The sequence below is a fragment of the Parabacteroides sp. AM17-47 genome, assembly GCF_003434625.1.
Classification (GTDB): Bacteria; Bacteroidota; Bacteroidia; order Bacteroidales; family Tannerellaceae; genus Parabacteroides; species Parabacteroides distasonis.
On sequence record NZ_QTLI01000032.1, the window covers coordinates 12,916 to 38,542 of the forward strand.

20 protein-coding genes are annotated in these 25,627 nt (G+C 48.6%); 9 read left to right on the forward strand and 11 right to left on the reverse strand.

The window, feature by feature from the left end; translation table 11 throughout:
- Positions 1-52: 52 nt before the first annotated feature.
- From DW205_RS19990 to DW205_RS20030, 9 genes are all read left to right on the forward strand, one after another.
- Positions 53-1,096 (forward strand): sugar kinase, encoded by a 1,044-nt coding sequence (locus tag DW205_RS19990; RefSeq protein ID WP_005863435.1) that lies wholly within the window; start codon positions 53-55, stop codon positions 1,094-1,096.
- 36 nt (positions 1,097-1,132) lie between these two features.
- A complete protein-coding gene (locus DW205_RS19995; protein WP_005863437.1) occupies positions 1,133-1,807 on the forward strand; it encodes a bifunctional 4-hydroxy-2-oxoglutarate aldolase/2-dehydro-3-deoxy-phosphogluconate aldolase in 675 nt (224 codons plus the stop codon).
- Positions 1,804-3,207 (forward strand): glucuronate isomerase, encoded by a 1,404-nt coding sequence (gene uxaC / locus DW205_RS20000; RefSeq protein WP_005863439.1) that lies wholly within the window; start codon positions 1,804-1,806, stop codon positions 3,205-3,207. The genes DW205_RS19995 and uxaC overlap by 4 nt, the downstream gene beginning before the upstream one ends.
- 185 nt (positions 3,208-3,392) lie before the next feature.
- A complete protein-coding gene (locus tag DW205_RS20005; protein WP_005863443.1) occupies positions 3,393-6,641 on the forward strand; it encodes a TonB-dependent receptor in 3,249 nt (1,082 codons plus the stop codon).
- Between the two features lie 41 nt (positions 6,642-6,682).
- Positions 6,683-8,314: a RagB/SusD family nutrient uptake outer membrane protein gene (locus DW205_RS20010; protein WP_005863444.1), complete on the forward strand. Its 1,632-nt coding sequence runs from the start codon at positions 6,683-6,685 to the stop codon at positions 8,312-8,314.
- A gap of 160 nt (positions 8,315-8,474) precedes the next feature.
- Positions 8,475-11,348, forward strand: a complete 2,874-nt coding sequence (locus tag DW205_RS20015) for a GH92 family glycosyl hydrolase (protein ID WP_005863446.1) — start codon at positions 8,475-8,477, stop codon at positions 11,346-11,348.
- A gap of 21 nt (positions 11,349-11,369) precedes the next feature.
- The gene (locus DW205_RS20020) at positions 11,370-12,518 is read left to right on the forward strand and encodes an alkaline phosphatase (protein WP_005860025.1); all 1,149 of its coding nucleotides are present in this window, start codon (positions 11,370-11,372) and stop codon (positions 12,516-12,518) included.
- A gap of 249 nt (positions 12,519-12,767) precedes the next feature.
- Positions 12,768-14,396 carry a trehalase family glycosidase gene (locus DW205_RS20025; RefSeq protein WP_005863448.1) on the forward strand — a complete coding sequence of 543 codons (1,629 nt, stop codon included), beginning with the start codon at positions 12,768-12,770 and terminating at the stop codon, positions 14,394-14,396.
- Between the two features lie 81 nt (positions 14,397-14,477).
- Complete coding sequence (locus DW205_RS20030; RefSeq protein ID WP_005863450.1) at positions 14,478-15,332, forward strand: phosphatidylinositol-specific phospholipase C/glycerophosphodiester phosphodiesterase family protein; 855 nt, start codon at positions 14,478-14,480, stop codon at positions 15,330-15,332.
- Positions 15,333-15,450: 118 nt separating this feature from the next.
- Here the strand turns inward: DW205_RS20030 and DW205_RS20035 are convergent, their stop codons facing one another.
- From DW205_RS20035 to rpoN, 11 genes are all read right to left on the reverse strand, one after another.
- Positions 15,451-16,770, reverse strand: coding sequence for a murein hydrolase activator EnvC (locus tag DW205_RS20035; protein WP_005863452.1), 1,320 nt, complete (start codon positions 16,768-16,770; stop codon positions 15,451-15,453).
- 6 nt (positions 16,771-16,776) lie between these two features.
- Positions 16,777-17,622 (reverse strand): DUF4292 domain-containing protein, encoded by an 846-nt coding sequence (locus tag DW205_RS20040; RefSeq protein WP_005860032.1) that lies wholly within the window; start codon positions 17,620-17,622, stop codon positions 16,777-16,779.
- Positions 17,619-19,337: a tetratricopeptide repeat protein gene (locus DW205_RS20045; RefSeq protein WP_005863454.1), complete on the reverse strand. Its 1,719-nt coding sequence runs from the start codon at positions 19,335-19,337 to the stop codon at positions 17,619-17,621. The genes DW205_RS20040 and DW205_RS20045 overlap by 4 nt, the downstream gene beginning before the upstream one ends.
- A gap of 28 nt (positions 19,338-19,365) precedes the next feature.
- Positions 19,366-19,800 carry a dUTP diphosphatase gene (gene dut, locus DW205_RS20050; protein ID WP_005860037.1) on the reverse strand — a complete coding sequence of 145 codons (435 nt, stop codon included), beginning with the start codon at positions 19,798-19,800 and terminating at the stop codon, positions 19,366-19,368.
- Positions 19,801-19,803: 3 nt separating this feature from the next.
- Complete coding sequence (locus tag DW205_RS20055; RefSeq protein WP_005863457.1) at positions 19,804-20,124, reverse strand: type II toxin-antitoxin system RelE/ParE family toxin; 321 nt, start codon at positions 20,122-20,124, stop codon at positions 19,804-19,806.
- Entirely contained in the window at positions 20,115-20,408 is a 294-nt protein-coding gene (locus DW205_RS20060; protein ID WP_005863458.1) for a hypothetical protein, read from the reverse strand. Before DW205_RS20060 ends, DW205_RS20055 begins: the two co-directional genes overlap by 10 nt.
- Before the next feature lie 49 nt (positions 20,409-20,457).
- The gene (locus DW205_RS20065) at positions 20,458-22,293 is read right to left on the reverse strand and encodes a 4-hydroxy-3-methylbut-2-en-1-yl diphosphate synthase (protein ID WP_005863460.1); all 1,836 of its coding nucleotides are present in this window, start codon (positions 22,291-22,293) and stop codon (positions 20,458-20,460) included.
- 106 nt (positions 22,294-22,399) lie between these two features.
- Positions 22,400-22,906: a 5-(carboxyamino)imidazole ribonucleotide mutase gene (gene purE / locus DW205_RS20070; RefSeq protein ID WP_005860041.1), complete on the reverse strand. Its 507-nt coding sequence runs from the start codon at positions 22,904-22,906 to the stop codon at positions 22,400-22,402.
- 2 nt (positions 22,907-22,908) lie between these two features.
- Positions 22,909-23,289, reverse strand: a complete 381-nt coding sequence (gcvH, locus tag DW205_RS20075; RefSeq protein ID WP_005863462.1) for a glycine cleavage system protein GcvH — start codon at positions 23,287-23,289, stop codon at positions 22,909-22,911.
- Between the two features lie 16 nt (positions 23,290-23,305).
- Positions 23,306-23,926: a hypothetical protein gene (locus tag DW205_RS20080; RefSeq protein ID WP_005863464.1), complete on the reverse strand. Its 621-nt coding sequence runs from the start codon at positions 23,924-23,926 to the stop codon at positions 23,306-23,308.
- A 6-nt stretch (positions 23,927-23,932) separates the two neighbouring features.
- A complete protein-coding gene (rpoN, locus tag DW205_RS20085; RefSeq protein ID WP_005860047.1) occupies positions 23,933-25,390 on the reverse strand; it encodes an RNA polymerase factor sigma-54 in 1,458 nt (485 codons plus the stop codon).
- Positions 25,391-25,627: the final 237 nt, after the last annotated feature.

Genomic DNA, 25,627 nt, shown 5'->3' on the forward strand with positions numbered 1-25,627 from the left:
CATTATTCGAAATAAACCCTTACATTTGCGAAAAACATAATACTATACCACCATGAGTAAGAAAGTCATAACTTTCGGAGAGATCATGCTTAGGCTGGCTACTCCGGACTATTTACGCTTTTGCCAAGCCAATCAGTTCAACGCTACTTTTGGCGGAGGGGAAGCGAATGTCGCCGCCTCACTCGCCAACTATGGCATAGAGACTGAGTTTGTAACCCGTTTACCCAAAAATGACATCGCCCGTGCCTGCGTTATGGAATTACGCAAACAGGGTATCGGAACATCCAAGATCATTTACGGAGGGGAACGGTTAGGCATTTATTTTCTGGAGACCGGAGCGGTCGCTCGTGCCAGCAAGGTGGTATATGACCGGGCTCATTCTTCCATCGCCGAGATCCAACCGGGGATGATCGATTGGGACGAGGTATTCAAAGATGCCTCTTGGTTTCACTGGACAGGTATCACGCCAGCCATATCCGAAGGTGCCGCCAACGTATGCTTGGAAGCGATACAGGCGGCAAACCGATTGGGCATCACGGTATCCTGCGACCTCAACTACCGGAAAAATCTCTGGAAATACGGTAAGACAGCCCATGAGGTCATGCCGGAACTAGTAGCCGGATGCGATATCATCCTAGGAAACGAGGAAGATGCCGAGAAAGTCTTCGGTATCAAGCCCGAAGGTTTCGACGCTGCCGCCACGGAAGGCGAGGTACACGCCGCTTCTTTCCAGTCGGTATGTACCCAATTAATGGCTCGCTTCCCACGTGCCCGGAAAGTTATCATCACGCTAAGAGGCTCCATCAATGCCAATCATAACACATGGGGCGGAGTGCTATACGCCGACAACCGGTTGTACGAATCCCGCCGGTATGACATCACCCATATCGTAGATCGTGTAGGTGGAGGCGATTCTTTTATGGGAGGCCTTATTTACGGTTTGCTCTCCTACCCCGGTGACGACCAGAAAGCCTTGGACTTTGCGGTAGCGGCTTCCTGCCTGAAACACACGATCTACGGAGACTTCAATCAAGTAACCGTAGAGGAAGTAGAAAAACTCATGTCCGGCGACACCTCCGGCCGTGTCTCCCGCTAATTTTCAATTCTCAACTTTCAATTTTTAATTCCCAATATGGCTCGATTCAATAAAATACAAACATTACAGGCTATCATCCAAACCGGAATGGTGCCCGTCTATTATAATAAAGAGGTAGAGATCGCAAAACAAGTTGTAAAAGCCTGTTACGAGGGAGGCGTCAGAGCCTTCGAGTTTACTAACCGGGGAGATTTCGCCCACGAGGTATTTGGCGAGCTGGTAAAATACGCCGCCAAGGAATGTCCGGAATTAGTATTGGGCGTAGGTTCTATCGTAGACCCGGCCACAGCCGCCTTATTCATACAGCTAGGGGCAAACTTCGTAGTCGGTCCGCTGTTTAACCCGGAGATAGCGAAGATATGTAACCGTCGCCTCATCCCTTATACGCCCGGCTGCGGTTCCGTATCCGAGATCGGCTTTGCCCAAGAAACAGGTTGCGACCTTTGCAAGATATTCCCCGCCGGAAATGTAGGAGGTCCCTCATTTGTCAAGAACATAAAGGCGCCCATGCCATGGACCCTAATCATGGCGACCGGTGCCGTGGAGCCGACAGAGGAGAATCTATCCGCTTGGTTCAAGGCCGGCGTGACCTGCGTAGGAATGGGGTCCAAACTCTTCCCCAAAGAAGCGATAGCGGGAAACGATTGGCAATCCATTACCGATTTATGCCGCAACGCCTTATCTATCATTCAAAAGTATCGCCAAGTATGAAAAGCTTTTTAGATCAAGATTTCTTGCTCCAGACCGACACGGCCCGTGAGTTATATCACGAGCATGCGGCGAAGATGCCCATCATTGATTACCATTGCCATCTGGATCCCCGGCAAATAGCGGAGAATCACCAATTCGAGGATCTTACGGAGATATGGCTGGGCGGAGACCATTACAAATGGCGGGCGATGAGAGCGAACGGTATTCCCGAGGAATATATCACCGGAGATAAATCTCCTTACGAGAAATTCCTTAAATGGGCCGAGACGATGCCTTACACGATGCGAAATCCGCTTTATCATTGGACGCATCTGGAGCTTAGCCGTATATTCGGAATCCATAAAGTCTTGAATCCGGCTTCCGCCAAGGAAATCTACACAACTTGTACGGATAAACTACGTACCCCCGAGTATCGTGCGCAAGCCATCATGAAACGGATGAACGTAGAGATCGTTTGTACGACCGACGATCCTATAGATTCCTTGGAATACCATCAAAAAATACGTTCAAACGGATGCCACACTCGTGTATATCCGGCATGGCGACCGGACAAGGTACTCACTATCGATAATTTCAAGGCGCTTAATGACTATTTGTCCAAGCTGGAGGAGGCTGCCGATAAGACCATCCTCACCTACAAGCATTTATTGGAGGCTTTACAAAAACGACATGATTTCTTCGCCGCCCAAGGGTGCCGGTTATCGGACCACGGGTTGGATACATTCTATGCCGAACCTTATACCGAGCAGGAGATTGAGGTGATCTTCCTCAAGGCTCGTATGGGCAAATCGCTCACGGAGCAGGAAGTTCGCAAATACCGTTCGGCATTGCTATACGAATTGGCGGCGATGGATGCCCGGAGTGGATGGGTACAACAATTCCATATCGGCGCTAACCGAAATAATAACAAACGGATGTTCAAGTTATTAGGACCGGACACGGGTTTCGACGCTATCGACGATCAGCCGATCTCCGTATCCATGAACCGCTTTTTCAGCCGTTTAGATCAAGAAGGGCTGTTAGCGAAAACGATCGTTTACAACCTGAACCCCCGCGACACCGAGTTGATGGTAGCCAATGCCTACAATTTCAACGACGGCAGTGTACCCGGGAAGATGCAATATGGAGCGGCTTGGTGGTTCCTCGATCAGATCAAAGGTATGGAAGATCAATTAAATGCGCTTTCCAGCCTCGGGCTTTTAAGCCGTTTCGTCGGTATGCTGACAGATTCCCGTAGCTTCCTGTCATATCCCCGTCATGAGTATTTCCGCCGGATCCTTTGTAATATGCTAGGCAATGAGATAGAGAAAGGCTTATTGCCCGCCTCCGAGTTTTCCTTCATTGGACAGATGGTGGAGGACATCAGTTACAACAACGCTAAACGATACTTTGATTTCTGATTACTGCAACCCACATTGCAATGTTACTGCACGCCTGTCGCAGTAACACTGCACGTGCGTTGCAGTAAGGCTGCAACAGCTTTGCAACATTTTATTCACAAACACTTCATAAGACCTTCCACTATACTCGCACATATTACGCCTACTTTTGCGGCAGATTTAGATAAACACTAAAATACGCAAACATGAAACAACGGCTTTATGATTTCATCCCTGTCAAGCATCTATGCGTAGGGATGTCTTTATGTGGCATAGTGGCAGGTACCCAAACCGCTCAAGCTTCTCCCGTCTTCGGGCAATCATCGGGCTTAGAACTTCCGAGTCCCAGCATCTACCAACAAAGTACGAAACAGATTTCCGGTATCGTCAAAGACCAGGCGGGGATTCCTGTAATTGGCGCGAACGTGATCGTAAAAGGGACGACAAACGGAGTAATCACCGGGCTCGATGGAGATTTCCTACTGGAAGTTCCGGAAAACGCTACCTTAGAGATCAGTTATATCGGTTATATGACGCAAAGTATCCCGATAAACGGGAAAACGACCTTCAACATCATCCTAGAAGAAGATACGCAGAAATTGGATGAGGTAGTCGTACTCGGTTATGGAGCGGGGCAACGCAAACAAGATCTCTCCGCTTCCGTGGGCGTGCTGAACAACACGGAAGACTTGGTGGCCCGTCCGGTTACCTCTACCGAAAGTATGTTGCAAGGGCAGTTAGCGGGTGTTACCGTACAAGCGAACGGTGGAGACCCGACGGCTACACCCTCGATCGTGATTCGTGGACAGGGCTCACAGAATGGCGATAACGTATTATGGGTTGTTGACGGTGTTCCCGGCGCACCCATCGCCTCTATGAATGATATCGAGACGATTGTCGTCTTAAAAGATGCTGCCTCTGCCGCTATCTATGGAGCGCAATCCGGAGCCGGCGGTGTTATCTTGGTAACCACCAAGAAGGCGAAAGAGGGCAAGACCTCGTTGAGCTATGACGCGACTTTCGGTGTTCGTAAAGCTAGCAACGTAATCGAGCCGTTAAATGCGGAAGAGCAACTCGAGATGCGAAAACTGTCTTACGCAAACGCGGGGCTTACATTGCCGACCGGTTGGGATTTGACCAAGAACCCATGGGTAGGTACCACACGTACCAACTGGATGGACGAGATCTTCCGCACCGCTTTCTACCAACGCCATAACGTAGCCTTGAATGTTGGTTCCGAGAATGCCTCCAACCGTGTTTCATTTGCTTACGATAACGATGAAGGTGTATTGATCAATACTTTCAACAAGAACCTTTCACTTCGTTACAACGGTAAATTCAAATTGAATAAATGGGTGACCATCACCGAAGACGTGGTTTGGAAGAACAACGAAAGCCGTTCAAAAGATACCGACAGTGGTTATACGGGAGTTGTCGCGGCGGCTATGTATATGCCTGCCAGCGCTACGGTTTACAATCCGCTGGATGGTACTTACGGTGGAACAACGACCGAAGACCCGGATTACATCGCCAAATATGGCTCCAATTTCGCAGATATCCACGGAGACGCTGTCAATCCGGTTCGCTTGCTGGAAGCGGAAAACCGCTATGACCGAACCAGCGACATCTGGAGTACGACCAGTCTGGAACTAGCGAATATCGTTACCGGCTTAAAGTTCACGAGCCGTTTCACTTACAACCTGAAGAATAATCTATATAAGAACTTCAGTCCGATCCGTGACGAGGTGGGAAAACCCTCCTTGACAAATAATCTGGATGAAACGACTTACCGTGCAGACGCATGGAAAACGGAAAACACATTGACTTACGACAATACGTTTAATGACATGCACACCGTGGGTGTCTTACTATCCACTACGGCCGATCATTACAGCAAGCGAGGGCTAGAGGTTAATGGAAAAGATTTATCTGACGAATCCGATTATTTACAATATCTATCCTATGCGAATTCCGTTTCCGCTACCGATTATTTGACCGGTCCTGACGCAAACGTATCCTTGATCGCCCGTCTGGCTTATTCCTTCAACGATCGTTACTTCGTTACAGCCTCTTGGCGTCGTGATTACGCAGGCCGTCTACCTAAAGATAATAACTATGGCGACTTCCCTGCCGTAACAGCCGGATGGAAAATCTCTAATGAATCTTTCTTCCCGAAAAGCGAGACACTGAATTTATTGAAGATCCGTGCTTCTTGGGGACGTGTCGGTAATCTAGGATCTATCGGTTACAATTACAAATCAGCTTTATTAGGTAAGAATTATTGGTCGGAGCAGGCACAGTACGGCGTAGAATCGAACAAGATTTGGGGAAACTTCGTCTATAACTCTACCGCATTAAATCCCAACTTAACATGGGAAACTTCCGAGCAATGGGACTTAGGCCTAGATGTGAACATGTTCGACAATCGCTTGAGCATGGCATTCGACTATTTCGACAAACGCACGTTCAACTTGATCCAGTCGCAAACGATGAACTGGCCGGGAACGATCGGTATCGATGCCATGTTAGTCAATCAAGGTGAAGTCCGCAACCGAGGTTTCGAGGCACAAATCAATTGGAACCAACAAGTAAATAAAGATTGGTCGTACTTCGTTTCCGGAAACTTCTCTTATCTAAAGAACTGGGTTTCTGATATTGGGGTAAAGAACGCAGACGGAACCCCGGGCGTTTGGACAGGTATCACCAAAAATGATGCATATTTCGATGGAAGTTATCGTAACCTTCCATATATGTATCAAACAGCCGAAGGAGAACCGCTGGCCTCTTTCTATCTGATCAAGACTGACGGCATTTTTCAAAGCGATGCGGATGCAGCCGCTTATGTAAACAAAGACGGAAAACGAATCCAACCGGACGCTGTAGCCGGCGATTTGAAATTCGTCGATGCCAATGGTGATGGAGTCATCAATGATGAAGACCGTCAATACTGCGGTAGCGCTACACCTAAAACTACATTCTCATTCTCCGGAGGATTCACTTGGAAGAAGCTTTCCGTAAGCGCTATGTTCCAAGGCGTAGGTGGAGCACAAGCTTTATATGTAGGTAAATATATGGCCTTAAGCGATGTAGAAGGAAACTTCAACCGCTCAAAAGAGATCATGAACGCTTGGAGTCCGTCGAATACAGGGTCGAATATTCCACGCTTATCGAAAAACGACCCGAATAGCAACTTTAGCACACCGTCTGATTGGTATCTGGAGAATGCTTCTTACTTACGTTTGAAGAACTTCACCGTATCCTATGACTTGAGTGATGTTATCCGGAAATGCGCTCACCTGCAAGAACGCAACAGCATGATGTCGGTTTACCTTAGCGGTGAGAACCTCTTCACGATCACGAACTATTCAGGAATGGACCCGGAAACCGGCGGTTGGGATGCCTTGAAGTATCCGGTTTCACGCATATTCTCTGTCGGAGTCAAATTGACATACTAATCGGGTGTTTTAAAAGATATTCATATTAACAAAGGATCAAAATGAAAAGATATATTACAGTATTAGCATTATCCGCATTGGTTTGTAGTTCTTGTAGCGACTTCCTCGACGTTCAGCCGGAAGGAAACGCAACTACAACCTCCTATTTCTTGAATGATCAACAGGCCATTGATGCCATTGACGGATTATATGAAAGATTCCATCAAGAGGGTTGTTACGGCCGTGAGTTATTCTGGGAACAGGGAGCCGCATGCGACATTGTTTGGGGACGTACACGCGGTTATAACTCTTTGGCGACCTTAGCCTATACCGGTGATGAATCTCCTCTAAGAGATGTATTCAGCCGTATGTATTCTACTATGTCCCGTGCGAATTGGATCATCCAAGAATTAGTGAAGAAAGAAAAGGGAACGACGCTGACCGCCGTCGAGAAACGCAGCTTGGGCGAAGCTTACTTCAGTCGCGGCTGGGCACATTATCTGATCGCTTATCGGTACGGTACGGATAAACAAGGAGTGCCTTTCGTACGTTACGAGGACTTCCCCGACGATTACGACAACTCCATACCGCCTCAGCAAGCTACCGTTATGGACAATTATAAACTGATCATCGAAGATATGGACAAGGCAATCGCCTACCTTCCAAACTTCGAATCCTATGACGCCGACAACCGGGGCCGGGCACATCAGGCTGCTGCCGTGGCGTTCAAAGCGAAAACTTATGCTTACTGGGCTACTTGGGATGCTACCCAATGGAACAACGTCATCGAGATGGTCAATCAATTGGAGAACAACTACAATCGAGATCTAGCTCCTACATTCGCGGAACTATTCTCGTCTGACTTGAAAGATTATTGGAACGCCGAATATCTCTGGACTATTCCGAGTATCGGCGGCGCACTACCGGGCGGTACCGAATTCCCGGGCATTATCCTTGAGAACAAAGGATGGGGCAAATATAATGGTTGGGGGCAGATGAAGCCCTCTTACGACATCTACGAAGAAATGGCGAAAGATGGTAAAGGTAATGACCGTTTAGTACGCTCAATCTTGGAATACAACCAAGAGTTCCCGTTCTTCGGCGAGACACGCAAGTTCTGGTCTACCTCCGACCTTGAAGCTGGTTTCATGATCAATAAATACATGGACGCGTTCAAATACTCAGACCCTGTAGGTGAAGGAGCCGTGAGTGCTAACGGAGACTGGCCTACGGTCCGTGTCAATTTCCCGATCATCCGTTTCGCAGAAATGTTATTGTTCCGTGCCGAGGCATATTTAATGACAGGTCAAGCCGATAAAGCAACCGCAGACATCAACCGTATCCGCCTACGCTCCAACTTGACACCGCTTGCCGGCACCGCCACGATGAAGGATCTATATCACGAACGCCGTTGTGAATTGGCTTTTGAGTTTACAGATCATCTATTCGACTTAAAGCGTTGGAACCGTTCTTCCAATACCGACATAAAGACATTGGCCGATAAAGAGTTGAACGCACATCCACGTATCCGCAGATATGAAGACCGGGCGAATCCGGAATCCGCATTCACGATTATTGGTTACGAAGATTACACCAACAAAAACGCCTATCAAGCGCATATGATGGTATTCCCGTATCCAAGTGAAGAGATTACTAAATCGAATGGTCAATTGAAGCAGAACGAGGGATATTAACCGACTCCTTTAAACCGATCAAGGTACGAATAAGATTCATTACGGGCTGTCTCAGAAAATGAAACAGCCCATGTTATTTTCTACCGGGTAAAAACGCATATCTCAAATAGGTAGCTTACCTTTGCCTATTGTATACTATATATTAAACAAAAAATATACCATGAGATTAATTCAAACGCTTTCTTCTTGCTTGTGTACAGGAATAATAGCCTTATTCACGGCCTGTAGCCAAGCTCCACAATCCCCCATCGATTCCGTGGATCCGTTTATCGGCACGGGATTTCACGGACACACGTATCCCGGGGCCACGGCTCCTTACGGAGCGGTCCAACTAAGCCCGGACACCCGGAAAGGGAATTGGGACGCTTGTTCCGGTTATCATTACAGCGATTCTACCTTAATGGGTTTTTCCCATACCCATTTAAGCGGTACGGGATGTATCGACCTAGGCGATATCCTATTCCGCCCGTCTCTCCAGACACCTCTAGCGTTCTCGCACTCGGACGAGAAGGCTTCCCCGGGCTACTACTCGGTGAATCTCAAGGAGGCAGGTGTATTAGCGGAACTTACCACGACCCCGCATGTCGGGATACACCGATATACCTATAAAAAAGAGACAGAGGCTACGTTGGTGGTCGATATGGACCATTTATTGGATAACGAATATATGTACGAGGGCTGGGTGAAGCGAACCGGGGATAACGAGCTTACCGGTATGCGGCGTACCCGGGGCTGGGTAGACAATCAATATGTCTTCTTTGTAGCGCAGTTCTCGCAACCCTTCTCTTCCATGGAACAGCCTTCCGAACGGCAAGCCGTACTTACCTTCGATACGACTACCGGAAAGCCCATCGTCTGCAAAGTCGGGGTATCGATCGTAAATGAGGAGAACGCCCGTCTGAACCTTGAGCAAGAGACGGATTCCTATGGCTTTGATTTCGATGCCATCCATCAAGCGACACGCTCCGATTGGGAAAAAGAGCTGGACGTTATCACGGTAGAAGGAGGCACCGAAGCCGAGCGCACGAATTTCTACACGGCGCTATACCATAGCAAGATCATTCCGAATATAGCGAGCGACGTGAACGGACAATACCGCCGTCACGACATGAGCGTAGCGACGATCCCGGCAGGTCGCCGCCAATTCTCCACCTTCTCCACTTGGGACACCTTCCGGGCCTGGCATCCGATGATGACTCTGTTGGATACTACCTTGGTGAATGATATGGTACAGTCTCTCTTGGATATGTACGACGCCAGCGGCGAGCTTCCGTTATGGCCCTTATCGGCGGGCGAGACCGGGACCATGATCGGTTATCACTCCACATTGATTATAGCGGACGCTTATTTAAAAGGTATTCGCGGATATGACGCAGAACACGCTCTCGAAGCGATGAAGATCTCCGCTGAGAAGAATAAGAAAGGAGCGGATTATTATATAAAGGAAGGCTTCATCCCGACGAATATCAAGAAAGAATCGGTTTCCTGCCTATTGGAATTTGCCTACGATGATTGGTGTATCGCACAAATGGCGAAAGCTTTAGGACATATGGATGATTATGAGACCTTCATCAAGCGCTCCCAGAATTTTATCAACGTATTCGACGGTAGTACCCGGTTCTTCCGGGGCAAACGGCAGGATGGGAATTGGGAGACACCTTTCGATCCATTCGCCATCGGACGTTCCTATACGGAGGCTACGGCCTGGCAATATCGTTTCTTTACCCCGCATGACGTATATGGATTGACCCAGTTGTTCGGAGGCCGGGAGGCGTTCATCGCTGATCTGGATAGCTTATTTATGGTTACCTCCGAGGTAGTCGGCGATCTGGTAGACGTTACCGGATTGGTCGGTCAATATGCGCATGGCAACGAGCCTAGCCACCACATGGCTTACCTATATAGCTATGTGGGCCAGCCCTGGAAGACACAGGAATGGACCCGTCGCTTGCTGGACGAGATGTACCAGCCCACGCCGGAAGGCATCATCGGCAATGAGGATTGCGGCCAGATGTCCGCTTGGTATATCTTGAGCAGCCTCGGCTTCTACTCCGTATGTCCGGGTAGCAACCAGTTTATCCTAACGACCCCGTTGTTCGATAAGGCGAACATGAAGCTGGGCAATGGCAAGACATTGGTCATTACCGCCAACCAGCCGGATAAGAACAAGTATATCACGAAGGTTACCTTAAACGGCGAGGAGATATCGCATTGCTACATCACCTACGACCAGTTGATGCAAGGGGGGACGCTGGACTTTACGCTCTCGGCGACACCGGACAAGCGTTGGGGAACCGCTCCCGAGTACGCTCCCTATTCCTATACGGAGCAACCTACCGTCTCTATCCCTTACATAGCGAATGATCTGGATTTGTTTGAAGGAGAGATTACGGCGGAACTAAAATCCACGACACCCGAGGCGGTTATCCATTACACGCTTGACGGATCGGAACCGGATGAGAACGCTCCGGTATACAGCGAGCCATTCGTCTTAAAAGAGACCACGATTATCAAGGCCAAAGGATATAAAAAGGGATTCGTACCCAGCCGTACGTACTCGATCCAAGCGACAAAAGCCGTATTACGCCCCGCGTTATCCATACAGCCTACGAAGCATGGGGTAGCTTATACTTATTACGAAGGAGAGTTCCAATGGGTAGCCGATCTGCAAAAGGCGAAGGTGGTCGAGACCGGAACAATACCTGAGCCTTCTATCCTGAACGCTAAATTGCCGGATCATTTCGGTTATATCTTCACCGGATATATATACGCCCCGGAAGATGGAGTCTATGAGTTCAGTACCCGCTCGGATGACGGTAGCGTCCTCTATATCGGCAAAGAAAAGGTAGTGGACAATGATGCCTCCCACGCCGCCATCGACGCAACGGGACGCATCCCCTTACAAAAAGGCTACCACCCCTTCGCCTTGCATTATTTCGAGGATTACGAGGGTGAGTACCTAGGCTGGAGCTGGCGTACGCCAAGCATGTCCACACTAGACACAATCCCAACAGAGAACCTTTATATAAATTGATAATATTAAATACTGAATCATATGAGAAGAACAACTCTATCCGTGCTATCCGCCTTAGCCATCCTGCTATCCGGCATGATCGTTCCGGAGGCCGCGGCACAAAGTCGCCGAGACAAAGAACAAACGTATGTACTAGAGAAACCTTACGAGGTCAAGAAACTAGTCCCCCCTACCGGAAAGAAAATAAAGAACGTGATCCTCATGATCGGCGACGGCATGAGCCTTATGCACATGTATTCCGCTTGGACCGCCAACCGGGGCAAGCTCTGGCTAGACAACTCCCAATACACCGGCCTCTCGAAAACCTATTGCGCCAACCGCCTCATCACCGACTCCGGAGCCGGAGGTACCGCACTGGCCACCGGCCATAAAACGAACTACCATATGGTAGGCGTAGACCCGGAAGGCAAGCCCTTGGAATCTTTGGCTACCTTGGCGAATAAGAAAGGCCTGTCAAGCGGCATCGCCGTTACCTGTCGCCTATGGGACGCTACGCCCGCCGACTTCTGCTGCCACAATACGGATCGCGACGCCGAGGCCGAGATCGTAGCGGATTACGTGAACTGTGGCGTCGATTACGTATTCGGCGGCGGCTCCAAGCTATTCGAGAACCGTGCAGACGGACGTGATTTGTTCAAGGAATTAAGGGAGAAAGGTTACCAGACTCCCCGTAGCTGGGAGGAACTGGCGAAGATTCAAAAAGGCAAGGTATTCTGCGTTACCGATACCGTAGACACCCCGCTTCCCGCCGAGCGAGGCGATCTCTTGGCTCGTGCCTCGATGAAAGCGATCGATCTGCTGGGACAAAACCCGGAAGGTTTCTTCCTGATGGTAGAGGGCTCCCAATTGGATGATTACGGACATTTCAACGATATCGACCTGTTGATGCAAGAGACACATGATTTCGACCGTACGATCGGACGTATCTTCGAATGGGCCGCCCAAGACGGTGAGACATTGGTTGTCGTAACCGCCGATCACGAGACCGGTGGCCTTACCTTGGTGGACGGGGATCTGAACGAGGGCCGTATCGTTTGTAAATTCTCCACCGGAGGGCATAGCGGCGTGATGGTTCCCGTTTATGCTTTCGGCCCGGGTGCCGAGAACTTCACGGGTATCTTCGAGAATACGGATATCTTCTGGAAGATCAAAAAGCTCCTGAATCTATAATCAAACAGTATTCATCCGATGGAGAGTATAACAGGCCGCTATCCCGCTAGTCAAGTACCGCAATCCTCCCGGTCGGGTACCGCAGTACCCCTGCCCAAGTACCGCAGTACTTTGGCTGAGAGGACAGCGGTACTTGACTAGCAGGACAGCAGTACTTGACTAGCAGTACTACGGTACCCGACCGGGAGGACCGTGTTCACCGACTGAGGCGCACCTTCTCCCTCTCTCCCTCAATAAATATCATAAAGAATGACAACAAGACGAAACTTCTTAAAGCAATCCCTTCTCGCGGCAGGCGCGGCCTCCGTTCCCGCCGGGAACCTTTTAGCGCAAGAGAAAATGGAAGAGAAACGCCCCAAGTACAATCTTCCTTACAAGAACACCTACCTGAAGGAACCCTTCGTGACCGAGAACGAGTTCCGGACAGCGAAACCGGAGACCATCACGCCCGGAACCTTCGAGGAGGCCAAGCAAATCCTCCCGGACCCGACTTGGAGCGGACACGAGAAGGAAATCGAGATGTACTGGAAGGCTTGGCAAATCGGCATCGGCAACATCAAGGCCCCGGAACCGGATTCCGGTTTCGTATGCAGCTACCTCGATGTCGCCTACAACGGCAATATCTTCATGTGGGACTCCGCCTTCATGATGATGTTCGCCCGTTTCGGTACCCGCTTCTTCCCCTTCCAACGTACGTTAGATAATTTTTACGCCAAACAACACCCAGACGGTTTCATCTGCCGGGAGATTAAGGCGGACGGAGCAGACTGTTTCGAGCGTTACGATCCGACCAGCACCGGACCGAATATCCTCCCTTGGAGCGAGATCGTCTATTATAAGCAGTTCGGCGATATAGACCGCCTACACAAGATATTCCCCGCCCTTTGCGCTTATTATAAATGGTTGAAGCTAAACCATACGTGGCGCAACGGTACGTATTGGACCAGCGGTTGGGGTACCGGCATGGACAACATGCCCCGGGTGGAACCGAAATACAACCCGATATACAGCCACGGCCATATGATCTGGCTGGACGTTTGCTTGCAACAATACTTCACCGCCGGGCATCTGCTTGAGATGGGTTTCTATCTGGAGCGTTGGCAGGAGATCGAGGAGTTCGAGGACGAGCAGAAGATGCTAAAGAAGTATATCAACGAGAACCTATGGGACGAGAAGGAACATTTCCTTTTCGATCAATACGCCGACGGAAGCCTTTCCTCCACCAAGGGAATCTATGCGTACTGGGCCTTATTGACCGATGTCCTGTCCAAGGAACGCATGGATGCTTTCGTGGCCGAGCTGGATAACAAGGAGACATTCAACCGCCTGCACCGCATCCCTTCCCTTGCCGCCAACCATCCTAAATACAAGGATAACGGCCGCTACTGGCAGGGTGGCGTATGGCCGGGAGCGAATTATATGGTGATTACCGGCCTATTGCAACAAGGCTATCGTAAATTGGCTTACGAGATCGCACGCAACCATTATGATAACGTCCTAAAGGTGTATAAGAATACCGGTACGTTCTGGGAATACTACGCTCCGGAACATGAGGAGCCGGGCTTCATGGCTCGCCCGAATTTCGTGGGCTGGGGCGGACTGGCACCGATCTCCGGCTTGATCGAGCAAATCTTCGGCATCCGCTCCAATGTGTACGAGAAGAAATTGACCGTAGACGTGAACTTGACGGAGGCTTATGGTATCGACCGTTATCCTTTCGGCCTCGACGGTCTGGTAGCGATCAAAGTCAAGGCCCGTTCTTCCGCTACCCAAGAGCCGCAGGTAGAAATTACCAGCGACGTCCCCTTGGAACTAACCGTCCTTTGGGGCGACAAACAGAAGACGGCTAACGTAAAACCCGGCACGCAAACCATATAAAACAGTAAATCCATCAAACATCCAGTTGTAGAGACGGTGCGTGCCCCGTCTCTACAACTAGACTCAAAAAACAATTAGTATATGAAACAGATTCTATCCTTATTTATCACCTCCCTCGCCCTCTGTACGGCTTGCTCCTCCCCGAAGGGATCGGACACAGTTCAAGTGGCGGAGACAATCACGGAGCAGACGATTCAGAAAGCCTCCTCCGCAATTCATTACAACGCCTTCTCGCACAATGATTACTGGCGGGAGAGACCTCTGCTGGACGCCTTGTCCTTCCGCTTCAACTGCGTGGAGGCCGATCTGTGGCTGATCGATGGCGAGCTATACGTTTCCCATGACCGCCCGGAACCCAATCCGGCCATTACCTTCGAGAACCTATACCTCAAGCCGCTCGTGGCCCGCATACAAGCGAATGGAGGTAAGGTCTATCCCGATAGCGATCGTCCTTTCTACCTGATGGTGGATTGCAAGGCACAAGGCGAAGAGATGTACAAGCTATTAAAGAAACAGATGGAACCTTACAAGGAATATTTCTGTTCCGTCGATAACGGCGAATATAAAGAAGGTGCCGTCCTCTTCTTCCTTTCCGGCGACCGTCCGAAGAACAGCCTGCCGAAAGAGAACAGCCGCTTCACCTTCCTCGACGGACAAATAAAGGATCTGGGACAGGGCATCCCTGCTTCCCTCGCTCCGGTCATAAGCGATAATTACTCCGATTTCTTCACTTGGAAAGGTGAAGGCGAGATGCCCGCCGACCAACTACAGAAGATGCGTGAGATCATCCGGAAAGTCCACGATGAGGGAAAACTATTCCGTTGGTGGGGCGCCCCGGATACCGAGCAGTTCAAACGCTTCTTCATCAAGGAAGGCGTAGACTTGGTAGGTGCCGACGATCTGAATGGGTTATACAACGTATTGAACGAGCGTTAAACGAGAAAATTACAATAGGCATTATAAGGTTGTTACAATGGGCATTCTAGCATCCTTACAACAGGCATCGTAACAGCCTTATAATGCCCATCATAGTTTTAACATATCACAACCGCTTTTATTCCAACCAAGGCTGCGGATTCAGCTTCGTCTTTTCCTTCCACAATTGGAAATGGAGGATCGTGGAATTACCGTCCTCCGGATCCGAATAGATCCTTCCGATCGCTTGACGGGTAGAGACCCGGTCGCCCGCTTTTACATATACCTGACTCAAATTGCTATAAACCGTCAAGTAGTTACCATGACGAACGATTACGGAATTATTATACCCCGGCACCACGAACACACGCGTTACCTCCCCATTGAATACCGCACGGGCATCCGCCCCGGGTGAGGTCTGGATATCGATACCACTATTACTGGTACGAACATATTTCAACTCCTGATGCTGTTGCTCGCCGAATGTAGCGACGATCGTATGTCTTCCGGCCACCGGATACGGCAAACGTCCCCGGTTATTGGCGAAGTTATCGGACAATTGCTTCTCCGCCTTTGTCATCGCATAGCCCCCTTTCGTATCCGCCACACGTTCCTCACGGATCGGCTCTTTTTTACTTTCCGGTACGGGTTTACCCTTAGCGGCAGCTTGTTCACGGGCACGACGCTCACGTTCCGCACGTTCACGGGCGGCTTTCGCCTCGGCCTCGGCACGGGCGATCTCCTCGGCGATCTGCTTCTCTATCTGTCGGTTTAAAGCCTCGGCTTGACGACGCTTCTTTTGGAGATCCGCCTTCAAATCCTTTTGTCTCTTATTCAATAGCTGGACTTCCTCTTTCTGAGAAGCTTCCTCACTTTCTAGCTTCTTACTCTCTTCTTGACGAGTTCCTAAAAGGGTACGCTTCTCGGCACGGGTCTTCTCCATCTCAGCTTGCTTGCGGCTGATCTCGGCCTGCTTTTCAACGATGTCATTCGCTTGCCGCTTCTGCCAATCCGCATATTCCCGTAAATACCGCATACGCCGCATGGATTGAGAGAAACTCTCGGCGGATAGGATAAACAACAATTTATCTTGCGAGCTATGGCGTTTATAAAGCCCTCGCATCGATTTACCGTAATTCGTCTGCTTATCGCCCAGTTCCCGTTTTAAGGTGCGCAACTGGCCTTGGATATTCAAGATATCTTTCTCGATCTCATCCAGCTCTTGATTCAATAAACTGATGACTTTCTTACGCGAAAGAATTTGTTTGGAAAGTAGATTCAAACGGTTCAGGGAAGTTTTAGCAGTCTGGGCCGTCTCTTGTAATAATTTATTCGTCTCCTCGATATCGGCCAACGCCTCCTTGCGCTGCTGCTCCAACTGACGGACAGCAGCGGATTTCTGACCGTAAACCACGGTAGATAAAGACAATGCCAATAGAACGATCCAGACGTACCTCATGATAGATTATTGATTCAGATTCGTAATCGTTTTCAATACTTGCGCAAAGGTAATACGCTTATATTTAGAAGGAACTGAGAAATCCAACTTGAGCGGCTCGTCCAGTTGGATACGGGAGTAATGGATCTTCACCCCACCCTCGGGATTCCCGTTCTTCAACACCTGCACATCCATCAACATCGGGAACGGCTGCCGATCCACCAAGCGAAAATCCTCGTACAGCCATTGCAAGGCATAACGATCGGAAGGGTCCGCTACATAGGTAGAGAGAAGTTTCTCCTCGCCGTCCGCCTTAAAGGTATAGAATAGCCCCATGGCATCCTTTGTCTTGATCTCGGCTACCGGACCTTCTTGATTCAGCTTAAACCGATTATAATGCTTACGGGAAACACCTTGCTCCCCCGGGATAAACAGATGATTCGTGAAAAGAGCCTGCAAATTGTAGAAGTTGAACTCGATCGGAGTCTGTCCTTGCAAATTGGAATAATTCTCGATCATATAACGTTTATTCATGCGGTCTACCACCTTGATCGTATCCCGGCTCAACTCGATACGGAAGATCTCGATCCCGAGAAATGGCTGTACCGACAGTTGGAAAGCGCTATCCTTGACCATCTTCATATCCACCCGAGAGCTCATTTGCTTACCGGGGATATCCAGATCCACGTTCAGCCGAGCCGTCAAGGTACGGAACTGGAAGGATTGATCCTCCACCGACTGGAAGAACTCATTATGAGCCTTCACGCTAGCGGATTCCACCGTCCCGACTTTCTTGGACGATTTACAGCCTGTCAACATCGAAAGTAAAAGACCTCCACATAACAGGAAGGTCAAGAAATAGTCTCTTTTCATTTCGCGTTCTCGTCTTCTATATATTGTTGCTCGGCGATCTTACGGTTCAAGATCTCGGAATCCTTCCCCATCTCTTTCGCCTTTTTCCATTGCTCCACCGCTTTCTCCTTATCACCGTTCATGAAAAGGATGTCCCCATAATGATCCACGAGTTCGGCGCTCTTTGTCTTATCTTTCTCCAAAGCGCTCTCGATATAGATTTTCGCCAAGGTATAGTTCCCTTGTACGAAGAAGATCCAAGCGTAGGTATCCAGATACGTGGCGTTGTCCGGTTCCAGCTTGATACATTGGGCGCTCATACGCTCCGCCTTCTTCAAGTCTTTCTTCTCCAAGGAAAGGAAGTAACTGTAGTTGTTCAGTACGACCACGTTCTTGTCATTGTACTTCAATGCCTCATCGTACGCTTTATACGCTTGATCCAATTGCCCCATCTGGTAATAAATATCACCGATCTGGCCGTAGAAATCCGATTTCAGCGGCAGGTTCTCCTTCGGAATGATATTCAAGCCCGCATAATAGGTATTCAAGGCTTCTTGATATTTCTGTTGTTGGTAGTAAGCGATACCCAGATAGAAGTAATATTCCGGCGACTCGGGGAAAAGCTCCATACAAGCCGTACAGATACGGATGACCTCCGGGATATCCTCCCCTTTCAAAGCCAGATTCAGCAATTGCTGCCAAGCCCCGGCGTTACTCGGTTCCATCTCGGTTACCAACTGGAACTGGAATTTCGCCTCCTCTGTCTTTCCTTGGGCCATCAAGAGACCGCCATACATCAGCTTTAAGTCAATATCCTCCGGATGTTGCTCCAAAAGAGTTTGGAATAAATGGTTCGCGTTCTCGGTTCCCTGCTTCGTTTGTTGCAGTTTCAAGATATACCGGGAAAGGATGTTCACTTTCGTCTCCACGTCCAGCTTCTCGTTTACCAAAGCGCTACGGATTTGTTGCTCGGCGGCCTCCTTATCCCCTTTCGCCTCGTAGTAATTGGCCATAGAGACGATATAATAAGGGTCGGTCGGATCAATCTCATTCGCTTTTTGATAGCAAGCCAAAGCCTTGTCCATCTCCCCGTTTTCCAAATGAAGATCGCCCAATACGATCTGGTAACGGGCCTCCATAGGATATTTAGCCGCTAGCTTCTCGATCTCCTTGAAAGCCTCTTCCGGTTTCTCCAACTGGACGTACAGTTTGTATTTCTGCATGGAGATCGCCTCGTTCATACCCATAACCGACTCCAAGGCGTCATAAGCCTCGATCGCCTTCCCGATCTCGCCGGCTTGCGTCAAGGCATCGGCCAGATAATAATTCAGCTCCTCCTTCTCCGGATAATCACGAACCAATTCCTCGTACTCCTCGGCGGCTTCGCCATACATACCCAGATTCCGGGTGATAGACGCCAATGCCATTTTATACGTGAAATTATCCTTGCTGTTGGCTACGGCTCTTTTCAACATCTCGACCGCTTTCTCCGGACGGTTCAGCTGCACATAAAAAGAAGAAAGCTCATACAAGACCGGAGCCGCCGTAGAGTCAATCGCCAAACAATGGTTGAAGGCATCATAAGCGGCGTCGAATTTCCCGGCGTTCTTCAAGTTCAAGCCCTCATAAAAGAAGTAATCGAATTTACGTTGATCCTTCTCCGTTTCTGTAGCACCAGCCGGGAGCACAGCGACCAACGAGAGGAAAGAGATGAGATATATCAGTTGCTTAAACATCCTATTATTCTTGTTAACCTTATTATTCTTATTCTTTTCCGGTATGACCGAATCCCCCAGCTCCCCGCTCGGTATCATCCAACGTCTCCACGGGCTCCCAATCCACATGGCTATGAGCGGCTATAACCATTTGGCAGATACGCTCACCATCATTCACCGTAAAAGGCTCGGAAGATAGATTCACGAGAATGATACCGATCTCCCCCCGATAATCGGCATCGATCGTACCCGGCGTATTCAGCAGGGTTATCCCATGCTTTAAAGCCAGCCCGCTACGAGGACGCATCTGGGCCTCATAGCCTTCCGGCAGCGAGATATAAAGTCCGGTCGGGATTAATTTACGTTCCAACGGTTTCAACACAACCGATTCCGACAAATTCGCCCGGATATCCATCCCGGCAGATAAAGGAGTCGCATAACCCGGCAGCGGGTGATGCGATTTATTGATAATTCTTACTTTCATATATTATCTTATTTTCTTTATTCCCGAACGGAGACTATTCGGATTACACCGAGTGCTCCAAAACGAAGCGATAAAGACCATATCATCATCTATATAATAAATAACCTTATAATTCTTATGAACAACCAAACTGCGATACTCTCGTTTAAGCCCTCTCAAAGCAGGTTCAATCTTACCTAAACGAGGGAAAACAGACAGCCGCTCATTTGTTCTCTGCACTTCGTCCACAAAACGAATCACGGCCTTTTCCCCAAAAGCAAGAAAACCAAACGATATCGCTTCCTTAAACAACACCTTAGCCTCATCAAGCCAAACTACTTGCATAAGAACGGATATTCATTTCTTAGCTCTTGAAAGACTTTCTCGCTCGGGGTAAAACGTCCAGCGACACGATCCTCTTCAGCCCTCCCTAGACTTTCTTTCAATTGAGCGATCGAATGAGGTAATGCCGGTACATCTCCAAACAAACTATCAGAAACCTCTTGTCTTTCTTGAAACTTTACTTTTACTTTTCTTACAGCATCAAGAATCGCTTCCATAAGCTCCTCATTACCTAAGGCACTCATGGTTTCCTCTATATATACATATTTCAATTCATTTACTGTCATACTTCTTAATAGGTTCTAATCCTTGATCTCCACAAAGGTAATGAATTAACTAATTAACCCAATCCCCGTTCTCTTTTATTAACTGAACTAAACGTTCTACAGCGTCTTCCTCGGGGATATTCTTGAGGACACATTCCTTACCTTTATACAGGCTGATTTGTCCACGTCCGGCACCCACATAACCATAGTCGGCATCGGCCATCTCGCCGGGGCCGTTTACGATACAGCCCATGATACCGATCTTCAAGCCTTTTAAATGGGAAGTAGCCTCCTTGATACGGGCGATCGTTGTTTGCAGGTCGTACAAGGTACGTCCGCAACTCGGACAAGAGATATATTCCGTCTTACTGATACGGGTTCTTGTAGCCTGCAAGATCCCGAACATACAGCGATCCGAGACAACCGCCTCGCATCCCTCATTGTGCAGCATCAAGCCATCCCCAAAACCATCCAGCAAAAGCGTACCGAAATCGGCGGCGGATTTCAGTTGCAACAACTCCACATCCGTCTCCCGGAAATCACGATGCAAGACAACCGGCACGTCACAACCCGCCATCAGCAATTTATGCATAGCCGCACGTTGCGAGCCAACCCCATTCCGATGATGTGTACTTAATAAAACCACCACGGTCTTATCCGCTTTCAAGATCTCCAACATACGATCCGTAAGATCCATATACGTCAGACGGATAAACTTAAGCGGACAATCGTAATCCTTTAACTCCTCCGCTTCCGAGGCGATGAAGCAAGGAAAAGCATTCGGACGCTCTTTCCAAAAATGAGCGTCTACCAATAAACGGAAATTATCCGGCAAATTATCCGGATCTTCCTTTCCTATATATATATAGTCCGGCAAGGACAAATGATCAAACTCAAAATCCCCGTTACTACGATCGGAGATCACGACTGGCGGGAAAGTACCTCCGATACCCTCCACCACACGGCTTATACGACGGCATGTCGCCACCGTATCGAAACCGGGAGCCATCGAAGCCTCGATAGGACGATGATTTTCCCGTTCCCTAATATAATCCACCAATTTACGCGCTACCGGCATTTCCGCCTCGGGGTCCTCACTCAAGGAAACCCGGATCGTATCACCGATACCGTCACATAGAAGCGTACCGATTCCGACAGCGCTCTTGATACGCCCGTCCTCACCGTCACCCGCCTCCGTTACCCCAAGGTGCAAGGGGTAATGCATATTCTCGGCCTCCATCGTACGAACCAACAACCGCACGGTCCTTACCATGACAACGGTATTGGAAGCCTTAATCGAAATAACCACATCCGGGAAATTCTCCTCCCGGCAAATGCGAAGAAACTCCATACAACTCGCTACCATCCCCTCGGGCGTATCACCATAACGGCTCATGATACGATCGGAGAGCGAGCCATGATTCACACCGATACGAATAGCGGTGCCATGTGCCTTACAAATATTCAAGAAAGGGACGAACCGCTCACGGATCTTCTCGATCTCGGCGGCATATTCCTCATCCGTATATTCAAGATGGCTGAATGTCTTTACCTTATCTACATAGTTTCCCGGATTGATACGTACCTTTTCCACCTCACCGGCGGCGGCATCAGCCGCTCTAGGATTAAAATGGATATCAGCGACCAAAGGAGTCGTATACCCTTGTTCATTCAATTGTTTACGAATCTCGCCCAAGTTTCGGGCTTCCCGTTCCCCCTGTGCCGTAAAACGCACATACTCAGCTCCCGCCTCGATCATACGGATCGCTTGAGCTACCGCCGCCTCCGTATCCATCGTTGATACATTAGCCATGGATTGAATACGGATAGGATTCTCACCTCCCATGGGTGTGTCACCGATTTGGGCAACGGATGATTTACGGCGGTTGTAATTAAAGTAAGCCATTGTTAATTGAAAATTGAGAATTGAAAATTGAGAATGAGTGTTGAGAACTGAAAACCTAAAGAGAGACTTTCTCCTTAATTTTCAATTCTCAACTTTCAACTTTCAATTAATTAGTTTTGTATTTAAAAGAAACCTTAGCCAACTCCTCGTTAGCCTTCACGATTTTCTTCTTCAAATCCTCCTTATAAGCGGATAGCTTCTCCTGAAGTTGCTCGTCGCCGACGGCAAGCATCTGCACCGCAAGGATACCAGCGTTCAAAGCGCCATTGATGCCGACAGTAGCCACAGGGATTCCCGGAGGCATCTGTACGATAGCCAACAAGGCATCCATACCGTCCAGCGTAGAGTTAATAGGCACGCCGATCACGGGAACCGTCGTCATGGAAGCGATCACACCGCAAAGATGAGCGGCCATTCCGGCAGCGGCGATGATAACCTTGATTCCACGTCCTTTAGCTCCTTTGGCGAAAGCCTCCACCTCAGCGGGAGTACGGTGTGCGGATAGAGCATGCATCTCGAACGGGATCTCCATCTCATCCAAGAACTTAGCCGCCTTCTCCATAACGGGTAGATCCGAGGTACTACCCATGATAATACTTACAACAGGTGTCATTCTTATTTAGCGATTAATTTTTGATAGTCTTCAGCGGATAATAGTTCCTCCAACTCAGAAGCGTCCGTAAGAGAAATCTTGATTAACCAACCTTTACCATAAGCGTCTTCATTAACCAATTCAGGAGCGTCTTCCAATTCAGCGTTTACTTCCAAAACCTCTCCGCTAACCGGCATGAAAAGATCGGAAACAGTCTTAACAGCTTCAATCGTACCGAACACCTCTTCTTGAGCGACGGTCTCCCCCTCTGTCGTAATGTCTACATAAACGATCTCACCTAGCTCGCCTTGAGCGTAATCAGTAATACCAACATAAGCTACGTCACCTTCTACACGAATCCACTCATGGTCTTTTGTGTACTTTAAATCTGCAGGAAAATTCATAATTTTAGTGTTTTTATTAGATGAATAAATAGATATAACTCATTAATGAGGCTACAAAGGTACATATAAATCCCAGACAAAACCCCGCATATACCTGCATTGGTGTATGCCTTTTTAAAAAGATACGCGAGGTACCTAATAAACCAGCCACGATCAACACGACTATAAAAGCCCAGTAGGGATTTATCATATGGATACGCGCCACTCCCATAACACCGCCCAGTAACCCGCCGATACCAATGGCATGCGCGCTAATCTTCCAAGCAAAATTGATGCATAAGGCGATTACCAAGGCTACGCAAGCCCCGATCAGCATCGCTAACAACCAAAACGGCATCAGCATCTTATACAGGAAAAAGATACATACCAAGATGGAAGTGATAAAAATCAGATAAGGAACCACCCGCTCCTTCCGGTCGGAAAGCTCTATATCGCCGGCCGCGCCATTTTTCACCAATAAGAAGATGAAAAGCCCGGGAACTATCGCTGTCGAAATAAAGGTACCTCCGGCAATCAGCAGCTTCACAGGTAACGGGTAAATGGCGAGAAATGTAAACATCAACGCCAACACGATCCCATAGGTCACCATAAGCAACGGATGGAACACGAAGGATATTATATTCGAGAATAGTTTCATACGCTTTTATATTTCTTTTCTCAGACGAGCTACCGGAATCCCCAGTTGCTCCCTGTATTTCGCTACCGTACGCCGGGCGATGACATACCCTTTTTCTTTCAGGATCGTAGCCAACTCCTCATCGGTCAACGGTTTTCGTTTGTCTTCGGCATCTACATGTTCTTTCATGATCTTTTTCACCTCACGGGTCGAGATCTCCTCGCCGGTATCGGTCTGCATAGACTCGGAGAAAAAGTATTTCAACGGATAAATACCGAAATTCGTTTGCACATATTTACTGTTACTTACCCGGGAAATAGTGGAGATATCATATCCCGCACGCTCCGCTACGTCTTTCAAGATCATGGGATGGAGGGTAGCCTCATCGCCTGTCAGGAAAAAGTCCCGTTGTAAATAGATAATCGCCTCCATGGTACGCTGCAAGGTCTCATTACGTTGCTTGATAGCGTCGATGAACCACTGGGCGGAATCCAACTTTTGTTTCACGAACTGTACGGCATCCCGCCTCTCAGCGGTTTGGTTCGCCTTATTCGCCGTATAATCCTGAAACATCTCGGCATACTCCCGGTTGATACGCATATCCGGTACCCCCCGGTTATTCATGCTCAAGATAAGCTCTCCATTATGCGCTTCCACCACGAAATCCGGGATGATCTGGCTCATCGCCACTTCCATAGAACCACCCCAACTACTTCCGGGTTTCGGATTTAACATAGTAATCTCGTGAATGACCTTCTTTAACGTTTCCTCATCGATATCGAGACCTCGTAAGATCTTATCGTAATGTTTGCGGGTGAACTCCTCGAAATATTCGGTCAAAACACGAATCGCCAAATTTGTAACCGGAGTATTCTCCTTCTTATCCAGCTGGATCAACAGACATTCTTTCAAGTCACGGGCACCTACCCCGGCAGGCTCAAAATCTTGGATGATATTCAAGATAGACTCGATCTCCTTCTCATCTACCTCTTGTCCGGCTTGGAAGATCAAATCGTCCGCTATCGCCGAAAGGTCCCGGCGCAAATAACCGTCATCATCGATATTTCCAATGATATACTCCGCTATTTTCATTTGCTTATCCGGTAAATCCCTTAACCCGAGCTGCTGTAACAGAAACTCATTCAAGGATTGGCTTACGGAGAAGGGGACATCCTCTTTCCGTTCCGCACGCTCGGTCATTTCCCGTAGCTTATAATCAGGTATATCGTCTTCCGTTAAATAATCTCCCAAAGAAAGGTCGGTCTCAGTATCAACAGAAGGGATCTCTTCTCCCCCCTCCTCGCTTTCAGTTCGTTCAAAATCATCAACAGGCTCTTTTCCTTCCTCCAAGGCTGGGTTATCTTCCAGCTCATGCTTCACACGTTCTTCCAACTCGATCGCGGGAAGCTCCAGAAGCCGTATCAACTGTATCTGCTGAGGGGATAGCTTTTGCTGTAACTTTTGTTGTAACTGTTGCTTTAACATAATCTAAATCATTGCACTGTAAGGGAAGGACAATCACCCGCCCTCTTATTTATCAACATGCAAATATAAGTTTTTAGTTTTAACAGTACAGCTATTAAACTATAATAGTTCTAAACAAGGTGCATGATGGACCCTAGCGACTTTAAAATCCTTCCTTCACGATCCGTTTGATCGGGAGAAAGAATCGTTCGATCAAGCGTAATTCTTCCGTTACGATCTCCGCGGAGGCTTGCGTCT

Bases quoted from the DNA above. Each gene is read 5' to 3' on its own strand.
- DW205_RS19990 (WP_005863435.1), top strand. From the start codon at position 53: ATGAGTAAGAAAGTCATAACTTTCGGAGAGATCATGCTTAGGCTGGCT.
- DW205_RS19995 (WP_005863437.1), top strand. From the start codon at position 1,133: ATGGCTCGATTCAATAAAATACAAACATTACAGGCTATCATCCAAACC.
- uxaC (WP_005863439.1), top strand. From the start codon at position 1,804: ATGAAAAGCTTTTTAGATCAAGATTTCTTGCTCCAGACCGACACGGCC.
- DW205_RS20005 (WP_005863443.1), top strand. From the start codon at position 3,393: ATGAAACAACGGCTTTATGATTTCATCCCTGTCAAGCATCTATGCGTA.
- DW205_RS20010 (WP_005863444.1), top strand. From the start codon at position 6,683: ATGAAAAGATATATTACAGTATTAGCATTATCCGCATTGGTTTGTAGT.
- DW205_RS20015 (WP_005863446.1), top strand. From the start codon at position 8,475: ATGAGATTAATTCAAACGCTTTCTTCTTGCTTGTGTACAGGAATAATA.
- DW205_RS20020 (WP_005860025.1), top strand. From the start codon at position 11,370: ATGAGAAGAACAACTCTATCCGTGCTATCCGCCTTAGCCATCCTGCTA.
- DW205_RS20025 (WP_005863448.1), top strand. From the start codon at position 12,768: ATGACAACAAGACGAAACTTCTTAAAGCAATCCCTTCTCGCGGCAGGC.
- DW205_RS20030 (WP_005863450.1), top strand. From the start codon at position 14,478: ATGAAACAGATTCTATCCTTATTTATCACCTCCCTCGCCCTCTGTACG.
- DW205_RS20035 (WP_005863452.1), bottom strand. From the start codon at position 16,770: ATGAGGTACGTCTGGATCGTTCTATTGGCATTGTCTTTATCTACCGTG.
- DW205_RS20040 (WP_005860032.1), bottom strand. From the start codon at position 17,622: ATGAAAAGAGACTATTTCTTGACCTTCCTGTTATGTGGAGGTCTTTTA.
- DW205_RS20045 (WP_005863454.1), bottom strand. From the start codon at position 19,337: ATGTTTAAGCAACTGATATATCTCATCTCTTTCCTCTCGTTGGTCGCT.
- dut (WP_005860037.1), bottom strand. From the start codon at position 19,800: ATGAAAGTAAGAATTATCAATAAATCGCATCACCCGCTGCCGGGTTAT.
- DW205_RS20055 (WP_005863457.1), bottom strand. From the start codon at position 20,124: ATGCAAGTAGTTTGGCTTGATGAGGCTAAGGTGTTGTTTAAGGAAGCG.
- DW205_RS20060 (WP_005863458.1), bottom strand. From the start codon at position 20,408: ATGACAGTAAATGAATTGAAATATGTATATATAGAGGAAACCATGAGT.
- DW205_RS20065 (WP_005863460.1), bottom strand. From the start codon at position 22,293: ATGGCTTACTTTAATTACAACCGCCGTAAATCATCCGTTGCCCAAATC.
- purE (WP_005860041.1), bottom strand. From the start codon at position 22,906: ATGACACCTGTTGTAAGTATTATCATGGGTAGTACCTCGGATCTACCC.
- gcvH (WP_005863462.1), bottom strand. From the start codon at position 23,289: ATGAATTTTCCTGCAGATTTAAAGTACACAAAAGACCATGAGTGGATT.
- DW205_RS20080 (WP_005863464.1), bottom strand. From the start codon at position 23,926: ATGAAACTATTCTCGAATATAATATCCTTCGTGTTCCATCCGTTGCTT.
- rpoN (WP_005860047.1), bottom strand. From the start codon at position 25,390: ATGTTAAAGCAACAGTTACAACAAAAGTTACAGCAAAAGCTATCCCCT.